The 12,669-nt window shown below is 57.4% G+C and carries 14 protein-coding genes; 4 read left to right on the forward strand and 10 right to left on the reverse strand.

Translation table 11 applies throughout. The features are described 5' to 3' along the window. Positions 1–20: 20 nt before the first annotated feature. The 5 genes from atpA to atpB are packed head-to-tail and all read right to left on the reverse strand — an operon-like array spanning position 21 to position 4,178. A complete protein-coding gene (atpA, locus tag ACTJJW_RS11260; RefSeq protein ID WP_462644709.1) occupies positions 21–1,658 on the reverse strand; it encodes a F0F1 ATP synthase subunit alpha in 1,638 nt (545 codons plus the stop codon). A gap of 37 nt (positions 1,659–1,695) precedes the next feature. Next, a complete protein-coding gene (locus tag ACTJJW_RS11265) occupies positions 1,696–2,490 on the reverse strand; it encodes a F0F1 ATP synthase subunit delta (protein WP_462644711.1) in 795 nt (264 codons plus the stop codon). Then, positions 2,490–3,044, reverse strand: a complete 555-nt coding sequence (locus ACTJJW_RS11270; RefSeq protein WP_462644713.1) for a F0F1 ATP synthase subunit B — start codon at positions 3,042–3,044, stop codon at positions 2,490–2,492. The genes ACTJJW_RS11265 and ACTJJW_RS11270 overlap by 1 nt, the downstream gene beginning before the upstream one ends. Positions 3,045–3,069: 25 nt before the next feature. Continuing rightward, positions 3,070–3,294 (reverse strand): ATP synthase F0 subunit C, encoded by a 225-nt coding sequence (gene atpE / locus ACTJJW_RS11275; protein WP_100389974.1) that lies wholly within the window; start codon positions 3,292–3,294, stop codon positions 3,070–3,072. Between the two features lie 47 nt (positions 3,295–3,341). Next, the gene (gene atpB, locus ACTJJW_RS11280; RefSeq protein ID WP_462644859.1) at positions 3,342–4,178 is read right to left on the reverse strand and encodes a F0F1 ATP synthase subunit A; all 837 of its coding nucleotides are present in this window, start codon (positions 4,176–4,178) and stop codon (positions 3,342–3,344) included. A 238-nt stretch (positions 4,179–4,416) separates the two neighbouring features. Here atpB and ACTJJW_RS11285 point away from each other — a divergent pair, with 238 nt between their 5' ends. From ACTJJW_RS11285 to ACTJJW_RS11295, 3 genes are all read left to right on the forward strand, one after another. Continuing rightward, on the forward strand, positions 4,417–4,704 hold the full coding sequence (locus tag ACTJJW_RS11285) for a lactococcin 972 family bacteriocin (protein WP_462644715.1): 288 nt from the start codon (positions 4,417–4,419) through the stop codon (positions 4,702–4,704). Positions 4,705–4,879: 175 nt separating this feature from the next. After that, the gene (locus ACTJJW_RS11290; protein ID WP_462644717.1) at positions 4,880–6,922 is read left to right on the forward strand and encodes a hypothetical protein; all 2,043 of its coding nucleotides are present in this window, start codon (positions 4,880–4,882) and stop codon (positions 6,920–6,922) included. Positions 6,923–6,970: 48 nt separating this feature from the next. Next, on the forward strand, positions 6,971–7,648 hold the full coding sequence (locus tag ACTJJW_RS11295) for an ABC transporter ATP-binding protein (RefSeq protein WP_462644719.1): 678 nt from the start codon (positions 6,971–6,973) through the stop codon (positions 7,646–7,648). A gap of 43 nt (positions 7,649–7,691) precedes the next feature. Here ACTJJW_RS11295 and ACTJJW_RS11300 read toward each other — a convergent pair whose 3' ends face one another. The 3 genes from ACTJJW_RS11300 to ACTJJW_RS11310 are packed head-to-tail and all read right to left on the reverse strand — an operon-like array spanning position 7,692 to position 10,020. Next, on the reverse strand, positions 7,692–8,141 hold the full coding sequence (locus ACTJJW_RS11300; RefSeq protein WP_462644721.1) for a hypothetical protein: 450 nt from the start codon (positions 8,139–8,141) through the stop codon (positions 7,692–7,694). Beyond that, a complete protein-coding gene (locus ACTJJW_RS11305; protein WP_462644861.1) occupies positions 8,138–9,367 on the reverse strand; it encodes an MraY family glycosyltransferase in 1,230 nt (409 codons plus the stop codon). Before ACTJJW_RS11305 ends, ACTJJW_RS11300 begins: the two co-directional genes overlap by 4 nt. Beyond that, positions 9,364–10,020, reverse strand: a complete 657-nt coding sequence (locus tag ACTJJW_RS11310; RefSeq protein ID WP_462644723.1) for an L-threonylcarbamoyladenylate synthase — start codon at positions 10,018–10,020, stop codon at positions 9,364–9,366. Before ACTJJW_RS11310 ends, ACTJJW_RS11305 begins: the two co-directional genes overlap by 4 nt. Positions 10,021–10,088: 68 nt before the next feature. Between ACTJJW_RS11310 and ACTJJW_RS11315 the strand changes: the two genes are divergently transcribed. Further along, on the forward strand, positions 10,089–10,703 hold the full coding sequence (locus tag ACTJJW_RS11315) for an HAD-IA family hydrolase (protein WP_462644725.1): 615 nt from the start codon (positions 10,089–10,091) through the stop codon (positions 10,701–10,703). A 3-nt stretch (positions 10,704–10,706) separates the two neighbouring features. On the opposite strand, the gene prmC is transcribed toward ACTJJW_RS11315, so the two are convergent. Together prmC and prfA are read right to left on the reverse strand one after the other, a co-directional pair. Next, on the reverse strand, positions 10,707–11,561 hold the full coding sequence (prmC, locus tag ACTJJW_RS11320) for a peptide chain release factor N(5)-glutamine methyltransferase (RefSeq protein ID WP_462644863.1): 855 nt from the start codon (positions 11,559–11,561) through the stop codon (positions 10,707–10,709). A 26-nt stretch (positions 11,562–11,587) separates the two neighbouring features. Beyond that, complete coding sequence (gene prfA, locus ACTJJW_RS11325) at positions 11,588–12,667, reverse strand: peptide chain release factor 1 (RefSeq protein ID WP_462644727.1); 1,080 nt, start codon at positions 12,665–12,667, stop codon at positions 11,588–11,590. Positions 12,668–12,669 lie beyond the last annotated feature (2 nt).

Genomic DNA, 12,669 nt, shown 5'->3' on the forward strand with positions numbered 1-12,669 from the left:
GATGATCACTGGTGCAGAGCTCAGCGCTTCTGCTTGACGATCTGCTCTTGGGCGATATCTTCTTCAGCGATCTCTTCGAACTGCTCGGATCCGACGGAGTTGAGCGACTTTCCTTCACCCGTCTGGAAGCCCAGTTTGAACTCGTCGACTGCAGCACCCATGTCAGCGATCAGCTGGTCATCGAGTGCGTTCTTCTCGCGCAGGGTGTCGAGCACCTTGGTGTTGCGAGCGAGGTAGTCGTGCAGTTCGCTTTCGAAACGAAGAATGTCTTCGACAGGAACCTCATCGAGCTTGCCGTTGGTGCCAGCCCAGATCGAAACGACCTGGTTCTCGACGGGGAACGGCGAGTACTGCGGCTGGCGCAGCAGCTCGGTGAGGCGAGCGCCTCGTGCAAGCTGGCGACGGCTGGTCGGGTCAAGGTCAGATGCAAACATCGCGAATGCTTCGAGCGAGCGGTACTGAGCAAGCTCAAGCTTCAGCGTTCCCGAAACCTTCTTGATCGACTTGACCTGGGCGTCACCACCAACACGCGAGACCGAGATACCCACGTCAACAGCGGGGCGCTGGTTGGCGTTGAAGAGGTCGGACTGCAGGAAGATCTGACCGTCGGTGATCGAGATCACGTTGGTCGGGATGTAGGCCGCAACGTCGTTTGCCTTGGTTTCGATGATGGGCAGACCCGTCATCGATCCGGCACCGAGCTCGTCGGAGAGCTTCGCACAACGCTCGAGTAGACGGGAGTGCAGGTAGAACACGTCACCGGGGTATGCCTCACGCCCTGGCGGACGGCGAAGCAGCAGTGATACTGCGCGGTAGGCCTCAGCCTGCTTGGAAAGGTCATCGAAGATGATCAATACGTGCTTGCCGCCATACATCCAGTGCTGGCCGATAGCCGAACCGGTGTAGGGAGCAAGGTACTTGAATCCTGCGGGGTCGGATGCGGGAGCAGCCACGATGGTGGTGTATTCCATGGCGCCGGCCTCTTCGAGTGCGCCCTTTACCGCAGCAATCGTTGAGCCCTTTTGTCCGATAGCAACGTAGATGCAGCGAACCTGCTTCTTCTCGTCGCCCGACTCCCAGTTCTCTTTCTGGTTGATGATGGTGTCGATCGCGATTGCGGTCTTACCGGTCTGGCGGTCACCAATGATCAGCTGGCGCTGGCCGCGGCCGATCGGGATCATGGCGTCAATTGCCTTGATTCCGGTCTGCATAGGCTCGTGGACACTCTTGCGGTCCATTACGCCGGGAGCCTGAAGCTCGAGCGCACGACGACCTTCAGCCTTGATCTCGCCGAGACCATCGATCGGAGCGCCGAGCGGGTCGACTACGCGACCAAGGAATGCGTCTCCAACGGGTGCGGAAAGAACCTCGCCTGTGCGAGTAACCTCCATGCCCTCGACGATGCCAGCGAACTCACCGAGGATAACAACACCGATCTCGTCTTCGTCGAGGTTCTGGGCGAGGCCTAGGGTGCCGTCGGCGAAGCGAATGAGTTCGTTGGCCATGACGCCTGGGAGGCCGTCGACGTGTGCGATGCCGTCTGCAGCGTCTACGACGGTGCCGGTCTCGGTTGTCGCAGCCTTGCCAGGCTCGTAGGCCTTGACGAAGTCTTTGAGCGCGTCGCGGATCTCGTCCGGACTAATGCTGAGTTCTGCCATTGTGTTTTCCTATTCCGTGGAAAGGTCTGCTAACTCGCTAGCCCGCGAGTTGGATCCTGAGGTCGTTGAGCTTGGTGGAGACGCTGCCGTCGATGACTTCGTCACCGATTTGAACGCGTACCCCACCGATGAGCGAGGGGTCGATGCGAACGTTGAGGTTGAGTTCACGTCCGTAGTTCTTGGTGAGGCCGGTGCGCAACCGTTCGAGCTGTGCTGCCGTGAGCGGCGCGGCAGTCGTAATTGTTGCGACTGACTGGCCTGCTTCGTCGGCGACAATGTCTGCGGCGGTTGAGATCAGTTCACCGATGCGGCGGCCACGCGGCTGTTGAACAAGTTGGTCGATGATGACGACAGCCTGTTCTGAAGCCTTGCCCTTGAGCAGGCTATGAACCAGCGCTGACTTCGACTCGGCAGAGCCGAGTTTGCTGCCAACAGCGAGTTCCAACTCAGAATCCGAAGAAACCGTGCCGCCGAAGGAGAAGAGTTCGCCTTCGATGGCAAGCGTCGCCGGAGCCGACTTTGCAATCGCGCGAATGCCGATCTCTTCGATTCCTGCGAGCAGATCGTGAGCGTTCGACCAGCGCGCGCTGACGATGGCTGAAAGCACGGTGCGCGCTGAGGCGCTCAGCGACGAGAAAACCGAACCGACTATTGCGGTCTTGTCTTTCGCAGCGGCGGCAGGATCAGCCAAAGCAGAACGCAGCTGGGCGGAACCGCCCACAACACGCCCTGCTTCGAACAGCTCTGCGCCAGTGGTCAGAGAGTCCTTGACAGTGACCGATGCCAGAGCATCTTTCGCTGCAACAAGCGCTTCTCTCGTAGCTGATCCCATTACTTCTTCGCCTTTGCCTTCTCTGAAGTTTCAAGGTCAGCCAAGAACTGGTCGACGAGCTCGGAAGACTTCTTGTCGTCGGTCAGGCTCTGCCCGATGACGCCCGATGCGAGATCGATGGCCATTGAGCCAACCTCGGTTCGGAGCGATACGAGAGCGGCCTGGCGTTCTGCTTCGATCGTGGCCTGTGCATTCGCAGTGATGCGTGCAGCTTCGATCGATGCCTGCTCTTTGAGCTCGTTGACAATCGCGGTTCCCTCGAGACGTGCTTGCTCGCGAATTTTCGCGGCTTCGGCACGGCCCTCAGCGAGCTGAGTCTTGTACTGCTCAAGAGCCTCAGCGGCTTCAGCCTGAGCGATCTCAGCCTTCTTGATGCCACCTTCGATGGCCTCGGCGCGAGCATCCAGAGTCTTCGTCAAAGCAGGAAGGAACTTCTTCCAGAAGAAGAGCAAGATGATAGCGAAGACAACCGCTGACCAAATAATGTCGTAATCCGCGGGAAGAAGGGGGTTCAGATCTCCCTCTTCGACGGCAGCCAGTGCTGCACTAAGCATCCCAGCCTCCTCAGTTAGTCAGTAGTTACGGGAATTGGATGAACGAGACAGCGATCGCGATGAATGCGAGTGCCTCGGTGAATGCAATGCCCAGGAACATAAGTCCCGTGAGGCGGCCCTGGAGTTCAGGCTGGCGTGCAACCGATTCAACGGTCTTTCCTACAACGATTCCTACACCGATTGCGGGACCGATGGTGGCAATACCAAAGGCAACCGGGGCAAGCTGACCTGTGATTTCAGCAACGTTCATTTGTTTTCCTTCCGTAGTTTCAATTTCCAGCGGATGCCGGAACCTGTCTAGTGCTCTTCGACCAACGCGAGCTGGATGTATACCGCGGTCAGGAATGTGAAGACATACGCCTGGAGCACAGCAACAAGAATTTCGAAGAGTGTAAAAATGAGCCCGAAAGCAAGCGTGAGACCGCTAAACAGTCCGTAGAAGCCTCCGGCAGTGAACAAGAAGAACTGTGTAGCCGAGAAACACAACACGAGCAGCATGTGCCCTGCGATCATGTTCATCAGAAGTCGCAGTGCCAGGGTTACTGGCCGAAGAATGAAAGTCGAAACGAATTCGATCGGCGTAACAATGAGGTAAAGCGCCCACGGCACACCGGACGGGAAAAGGGAAGCTTTGAAGAAGCGCATTCCCTGCTTCTTGATGCCCGCGTAAATGAAGGCCACGTACGCGACGACTGCCAGTACCAGCGGTACGCCGATCACCGAGGTGCCGGCAATGTTTAGCCCCGGCACAATGCCGGTGATATTCATCGCTAGAACCATGAAGAACATCGTCGCGAGCAGCGGCATGAACCGCTTGCCCTCTTCTTTTCCGAGCGCACCGTCTGCGATGTTTGACTGGACAAAGCCGACAGCCATCTCGAGGAGGCTCTGGCTTCGACCGGGGATCATTCGCATGCGACGGGTGCCGAGCCAGAACAGCAGAATCAGAACGGCGACCGCGATAAAGCGAACCATCATGACTCGGTTGATCTCGAATGGTGTGCCTTCAAAGAGGAAGGCAGGCGGGAAGAAATCGGCTAACGAAGGGCCTTTAAAGCCCCCGTCGCCGGATCCGTCATCGGTGGCAAAGGGCGCTAAGAGCGTGAGAGCGTGATATAACAGCGCTGTCTCCAGAATCGGGGCGTGTTATTCACGCGGCGAGGAATTGGGTTTCTTGCAAGAATTATTCTAGCAAAGGATTACGAAAACATAGACCAAATTTGCGAATAATGCGGGCTGCGCAGATTGCGCTAGAGCGTTGCGAGTCTCACCAGAGAAGTAGACCCATCATTACAGTAGACAGATCGTGCTAAGTTGCCTTATCCTCAAATTGTGATCGCAAATCCATTCAACCTAAGGATTGAGGAAGTCAATGCTGAAAAAGAAAATTGCTACCGCAACCATCCTCGCATTACTAATTGCGGGGGTGGGCACGGGCAGTGCTTTGGCGACAACGAAGTACGTTGATGGCGGAATCTGGGAGTACGGCGGGTCCGCCTACTCCAACTACTACCACCCTTCGAAAACCCACTACGCGAAAGTTGTAAACGGCAACGGAACCGTGGGGCTCGGTTACACAGTAGGCGGCGGCAGGTGGTCGAACGCGTCCGTAGTCGGTACGTGGTGGGGCAACGTTGCTTCGTACTACATCTTCAACTAGCGCCGGGAGCTAATGCTGGCGGTCGACGTGGCTCCGCTTCCGAGATTTCTCGAATCAAGCACGCCGACCGCTCGCGCTGGAGACTCGTGAGATGCAGATGCTCCTCCGAAAAAGGATACGAAATCACCCTGCGTCACAGTATCGGTTACGTCAGCGAATAAGGACACGCCAGTTTATGAGAACAGCTGCTTCCGCTGCCCAGATCATATTCCGAGTATCGATATTGATTGGTGTCGCGATCGCGATAGCCACCTCGTTCTTTTCCTACAAAGCCCTAGATGCCAACGTGCCGTTCGGCTCCAAGTCGTTCTTGGTAGTGACATCAATCTCAGATCAGCTAACTGAGGACGAGGCGTCCTCAGTACTTATTGGCGCAGTCTCTGATTATCGTACGAACTTATTCAGAGTCACCCAAACCATAGTCGGCCCAGACACAGAGCGCACTCTGTACGCTTTTGGCGGGGACCCCGAACTCCTCGATCAGTTATTCCCAGACGATATTTACCCCTCGTTTGACAACGAGGTCACGACCACTTTCGAGTCGCCACGCGACCTCAGCAGGGCTGAACTGCTCGGCGCGTACTCTACGACTTCCGAGCGTAGCCAGTTAGCTGGACTAATCCAGCACTTGCGCGTCTCTGGAATTTCCGTTTCTGTCGAACAAGTTTCCGCTAGCCGCGCGCTATCTGAGACTCTTACGCAGTCTTCCTTTGCGCCTGTGATCTGGAGTACTTTGATCGGGATAGGACTCGGGACCGTCTATTTTGTATCTCAAAGGCAACGTGTCCTAAGCGTTAAGGTGCTCCACGGCCACACCCTGATTCGTTCAGGACTTGCGGAACTCACCGAAACCGCAATCGTTTTCGGCGCTTGTTGCCTAGTTGCAATGCCTGTTGCGGCCATCGGCATTGCGGCATACAACGACCTGCACCAGATTGGTAGTTTCGGTGCTCAAACACTCGGCATACTTGCAGTACTGCTCGTTGCAATTCTTCTTACCCAGTTGATTGCGCTGATATTCCTTGCGGAAGAGTCTGAAATCGAAGTAATTCAGGGCAAGCGCCCTTCGCGGCTCGTTTCGATGGCAACCCATATTGCTCAGCTAGGCGTTCTATTTATAACTCTTCTGATCATGACTCAGGCTGCAGGTCAAGTTGCCGATTTGAAGGGCAACCAGGAGATGTCGCCGAATTGGGACAACGCAGGTGATTACGTCGGCATCGAGTTCGAAGCGCAAGGCGAAGAAGAATTTGAAGCAGTAGTTTCACGCTTCGGAAAGCTCGTCGACGATCTCGAAAGCGGAGGCAAGATTCTCCTCGCCTACCATCCAACTCAACCGTCGTCGGGCGACCCTAGACCGGGCCCGGATCGCGGCAATAGCATGGTCGTTAACACAACTTTTTTGGACGAGCAGCCTCCGGAACTCATCGTTCGCGGCCAGGATTATCACGCTGTTCTGCAGTCCAGCGATATTCTGTTGCTTGTACCAGAACAGTACGCGCATAGACTCGACCAACTCGAAGACGACTATCGCGATTGGGCTAATTTCCAGCGCAGCCAATGGTCCTCTCCCGCAATTTCAACACCGCTAGCAATCCAAACGCTGATCACTTCGTCGGATCAGCTGGTCTTCAATTACGATCACGCCAGCGTGGACATTGAGATGGGGCAGCTGGATCCAGTTATTGCTGTCATTCCTGCTGCCAGTAAAATCCTCCCGGCTCACTTTTATGCCGCAGCTGCATCACAGGGCAGCCTTCTCGTCGACGACGGTCAAGCTTTGTCGAACGCGATCGAGACAGCGGGCTTAGCGGGCCAAGTCAGGCCTTCCGCTGCAGCAGCAGACCTTGCGAGGCTAGCAATCGATAGACAATTGCGAGACGTCGCACAACGAGGTCCTGTGGTTGTTTTCCTAGCGACACTTCTGTTGCTAACTAGCTTGCTCTCGGGGGCAGTTCATTGTGACAGACACAGAGTCGAGAATTTCGTCCATCGTGTCCACGGTTTATCACCGATGAAAGCGAATTTTGCGTTTCTACTTAGGTTTTCGCTGAGCTCTCTCGCAGTGGTCGCAGTGGCGTCGATTATTTGGGGTACAGCTGACATGATATCGATCGCAATTGGCGCGCTTTGTGTCGGGCTTTGCGCGCTCGGGAGCGTCCTCGGGATCGTTCTTTTCGAAAATCGATTCCGATTCGAAGTACTGCAGCTGTTATAGCGACCAGATCACGCCATGACTAAGCGGCCAGAAGAGAGAAACAAAACTATGAAAGCTGTTGCCAACGCTCGAAATTTGGGAAAAAGCAAAGGAGGCAGGGAGCTATGGTCCGACGTGTCATTTGACATCGAGCGCGGAGCACGAGTAGCCATTACAGGCGCTAGCGGCGCTGGCAAAACAACGCTACTCAATTGCCTCGGGCTGCTGGAGTCGCCAGACCGCGGAAGCCTAATATTCGACGGGCAAGAGCTGCAAAACGCTTCCCAGCGAGCGCGCACTATGTTCTACCGGAGCTACGTTGGTTTTGTGTTCCAAAACTACGCGTTAGTGGATTCATGGTCAGTCGGCAGGAACCTCGGCATTGCCCTCACCTATTCGGGTCGAGACAAAGCTTCCCGCTCTCGGATGGCTGCTTCTGTGCTCGAGAGTTTGGGGCTGGCGGGCAAAGAGAAATCCAAAGTTTACACGCTGAGCGGTGGCGAACAACAGCGTGTAGCGCTAGCGCGCCTCCTACTAAAAAAACCACGATTGATTCTTGCGGACGAGCCACTAGCAGCGTTGGATAGCGAGACATCCGCGCTAGTCACGTCTGTGCTCGACGAGTGCTGCGAGCAAGGCGCGGCACTCGTGTTCTCCACGCACAATTCCGATTATGCAGCGACCGCTGACAAAGTCATTAGCCTGAGATCCCAAACTGTGATTCCACGATCTGTCGACCAGACTTGAGACAGTAGGAGGCAATGCGGCAAAGGGCAAAAAGTCCGCCAGATTAGTTTGATATCGAAGTATCTTCGCCTGGCAAGGTCACGCCGGGCACGTAGCTTTCACGCGCTCGCACGAACGCAAGCACATCAACGACGAGGCTCCCGATCACTGCCGCGAGCACCGCAATGAAGAATACGACGGGCTCAAGAAACGGTTGCCCCCTCAACAACACCATGAGAACGATGAAGAGAACGAACTTCAGCAGCCAGGCTCCAAGCACGATCCCAAAAAAGAGAACGCTCGAAGGATCCCCCTTAGTTGCCCTCGACGCAAGAACCACGGTGCCTGCGGTGAGTGCCATGAACAATGCCGTGAGACCCGCGCCGATGAGCGCGCTAACCAGCCCAGAGCTGCCAGCGACCAAGAACCCGATGATCGAACCGACCACTGCAATAGCGACCGTCAGTATTGCGCCATAGGCGATTGCGCGGCCGAGGATGGCGGAAGACTTCATACGGTGGGTTCCTTCGTGTGTGGCGTTGGCGAGGTGTCGGTGGATGCGGCATCCAGTCCGTCGAAGCGTGCGTCGTCAGCGGGAGCTTCGGGCACCTCACCGCGACGTTGAACTGCGGCTTCGCGTGCTTTGCGTCGGCTGAGCGGAGCCAGAGTGATCGCAGCACAGACAGCAAGGCCTGCCACGAACATGAGCGCTGCCCATCGCCACGGCACAAACGTGAATGCCATCACTCCGACAGAGGCAACAAAAGTCCACGCATAGAGGATGAGCACCGCGTGCAGATGCGAGTGCCCCATGTCGAGCAGGCGGTGGTGCAGGTGCTTACGGTCGGCGCTAAATGGTGACTTGCCAGCACGGAGGCGACGAGTCATCGCGAGCCCGAAGTCAAGCAACGGGATAACCAACACTGCCACCGGCAGCAGGATGGGGATGAAGGCCGGTAGGAAATCAAGGGTGAACTTGTCGGGCTGGGACAAGTAGCCCGCAGGCACCTGCCCGGTCACTGAAATTGCAGATGCTGCCATCAGGAGTCCGACTAGCAACGCCCCGGCATCGCCCATGAACATCTTGGCCGGATGGAAGTTGATCGGCAAGAAGCCAACGCACGCGCCAATAAGGATCGCAGTGGTGAGTGAGGCCAAGTTGAAGTACTCGGTCTGGGCTTGCAACTGCAGCAGATAGGCGTAGACAAAGAAGACACTACTGGCGATGACGGCAACGCCCGCCACGAGTCCGTCGAGCCCGTCGATGAAGTTGACAGCGTTCATTACCAACACAACCGCGAAGATCGTGATGATGAGCGAGACGTAAGGCGAAAGGATGGTCTGGCCGCCAACCGGCAAGGTGGTGAGCTGCACCCCCTGCCACGCGAGCACGCCAGCCGCGATGATCTGCCCGGCGAGCTTAGTGAGCCAGTCGAGATCCCAAATGTCGTCAGCAACCCCGATGACGACAATGATCAGTGCCGCGCCGAGAAGGCCAAGCACTTTGCCCGGTTCGTTGAAGATGAGCGAAAAGTTGCCGAGAGTTGATGCAACCGCAAACGCCACAACAATGCCCAAGAACATTGCGACACCGCCCAGGCGAGGCGTGGGCCGTGTGTGCACGTCACGTTGGCGAACCTGGGGGTAGAGCCGGTACTTGAGGCTCAGCTTCAGCACCAGCAGTGCCAACGCGTAGGTGACGATCGCCGCGATGCCCGCAATGAGCATGTAGAAAATTATTCGCATCGGTCGGCCCCGATCAGTTCACGGATGGCCTCGGCCGAGATAACGCCCTCACGCACAATACGCAGTTTGCCGCCCTCGGTGAGCAAACCGGTGGCATCGACGATGGTTGAGGCCAGTTCCCCACCCTCGCCATCATCGAGATATACCGTGACCGAGTCGCCAAGCATCTCCTGGGCTCCTGCTGCAGTTCGTGCTGCGGGAAGCCCAGTGCTGTTGGCACTCGACACCGCAAGCGGGCCCGTCTCCGACAGAAGTTCAAGAGCAATGCGGCTCGACGGCATTCGCAGAGCGACGGTGCCGTGGGTCTCCCCCAGGTCCCAGCTCAGCGAAGGCTGCGCCGGTAAAATGATGGTGAGGCCGCCTGGCCAGAATTCTGCGACGAGAGTACGCACCTCATCTGGGACTTCAGCCGCAAGTGCATCAAGAGTCGGGATGCCCGGAATCAGCACTGGCGGAGGCGACTGGCGTGTGCGCCCCTTGGCATCAATGAGCTTCTGCACTGCCTCGGGCTGGAACGCATCCGCCGCAACGCCGTAGACAGTGTCAGTGGGGATAACAACGAGATCGCCGCGGCCAATAGCAACGCGCGCGAGCCGCATTCCGGTAAGAAGCTGAGCGTCGTCTGCGCAATCGTAGAGGTCATCCATGTCCCCAACATGGTACCGGGAGAAACAGTGAAAGACTGGACACGACTAACAGATAGCGATGGTCAACAATGACGCTGCTTTTCATCTTCGACATGGATGACGTGCTCTATGAGTACGACTGGCGATCGCGAATGGCCGCCATGAGCGAGCTGACCGGCCTGAGCTTTCTTGAACTGCGTCGCCTCTGGTGGCATGAGGAGGGCGAATTTGGTGCCGAAGCTGGGCTCTACCCAACCGGCGAAGAATACCTAGCCGCGTTTGAGCTAGCGATCGATCAGTCGGTGGATGTCGCCCGCTGGGTCGAAATCAGAGCCGCCGCCATGACGGTGTGGCCCGATTCAATCGCAGCAGCACAACGCGCCTCTGAACTGGGTCAGACAACCCTGCTGACCAATAATGGCGCCCTACTTGGCGACCACTTGCCGACGCTAGCCCCCGAACTGGTGGACATTTTCGGCGATCACTTGCGCACCTCAAGCCACTACGGAGCGCGCAAGCCCAGCCCCGAGGTCTACGAGCGAACACTTGAGGCCTACGGGGTGGATGCGCACAACGCGTTCTTTGTTGACGACATGCAGGAGAACGTGGCCGGCGCACAACGCCTCGGAATCACCAGTCACCGGTTTCTCGACTGTGCTGGAATGCACCGGGCGATCGAAGAGTTCGCCGAAGCACGCGGGTAGTGCTTAGAGCAACGCGGTAGTTGCTCGATCTCGGCCGAGCAGATCTTTGTGGTGGGCTACGGCATTCCAGCCGTCCGCCGTGAGCAGTGCGGCAATTGCCGAAGCCTGCTCTTCGCCGTGCTCGAGCACGAGAGTGCCACCCTGGTGAAGCAAACGCTGCGCCGTTATTGAGACGCGGCGTACGACATCCAAGCCGTCTTCTCCGCCGTAGAGCGCAAGAGCCGGGTCATGAAGCTGAACCTCGATGTCGCGCGGGATCGCGGCCGCCGGAATGTATGGCGGGTTGGAGATCACGATGTCGACGGTGCCATCGAGCTCGGTGAACGCATCGCCGAGGTCAGCATTGACGAGGGTCGCGTTGGCAGAACCGTAGCGACGAAAGTTCTCGCTCGTATACGGCATCGCGTCGGGCGACAGCTCTACAGCGTAGATTCGCGAACGCGAAACTTCAGTGGCCATCGATAGCGCGATCGCCCCGCTGCCGGTACCGAGATCGACACCGATCGGCTCAGGAGTTGCGCTGGCGTTGAGCGCATCGATGGCGAACTGCACTACGGTTTCGGTCTCGGGGCGCGGCACGAAAACGCCGGAGCCGACGCGCAGTTCGAGATTGCGGAACGTTGCGATACCGGTGATGTGTTGCAGCGGTTCACGAGCTGCACGGCGGGTGAAGAACTCACGAGCTGTCGACTCCAGCACGGCAGGCACGGTCGCACCGGTGACGGCGCGCACGCGAAGCTCGCCCCGACTCAGCTCAAGAACGTGTGCGACCAGCAGCTCGGCATCGACAGCCGGGCTCGGCACTCCCCCAGCGCTCAACAGCTCAGTGCCGCTGCCAATAAGGTCAGCGACACTGATATTGGGCTCAGCAGAGACTGCCTCGCTCAGGATTCGTTTCCTATAATGGCCAAGCGCGCCTCTTCGTCGGCAAGAATGCACGACTGGATGACGGGCTCCATCGCACCGTTGATTGCTTGGTCAAGGTTGTAGGCCTTGTATCCGGTGCGGTGATCGGCGATGCGGTTTTCTGGGAAATTGTAGGTGCGAATGCGCTCGGAACGGTCCATCGTACGTATCTGGCTCTTGCGGTACTCGCTCGCCTCGGCATCCGCCTCTTCTTGGTAACGGGCCAAGATGCGCGCACGCAGCACCCGCATACCGGCCTCGCGGTTTTGCAGTTGCGATTTCTCGTTCTGCATAGCCACAACAATGCCGGTAGGAAGGTGAGTAATGCGAACAGCAGAGTCGGTGGTGTTCACCGACTGGCCACCAGGACCAGACGAGCGGTAGACATCAATCTTGAGATCGTTCTGGCTGATCTCAACCTCTTCAGGTTCATCTACCTCAGGGAACACGAGCACTCCAGCAGCGGAGGTGTGGATGCGCCCTTGAGACTCGGTGGCGGGGACGCGCTGAACGCGATGCACTCCACCCTCGTACTTCAAGTGCGCCCAGACGCCCTCAGCAGGATCGCTCGACGAACCCTTGATAGCCAATTGCACATCTTTGATGCCGCCGAGGTCGCTCGAGGTCTGCTCGATGATCTCGGTCTTCCACTTCTTCGACTCTGCATAGTGCAAGTACATGCGCAGCAGGTCGCCTGCGAAGAGCGCCGATTCAGCTCCACCTTCACCCATCTTGATTTCCATGATCACATCACGGGAATCGTTGGGGTCACGCGGAATTAGGATGCGGCGAAGCTTCTCTTGAACAGCTTCGAGTGTCTCGGTAAGATCCGGTATCTCAGCAGCGAACGACTCATCTTCGTCAGCCATCTCGGTGGCTGCTGCAAGGTCGTCCGTCAGCTGACGCCACTCCTTGTATGCCGCGACAATGCGCGACAACTCAGCGTAGCGTCGGTTGACTTTTCTGGAGCGGACCGGGTCAGAGTGGAGCTCGGGGTCAGCTAGCTGACCCTCAAGATCCTCATGCTCGGTCAGCAGCGTCTGTACTGACTCGAACATCG

The sequence above is a fragment of the Rhodoglobus galactosidasius genome (assembly GCF_054957775.1).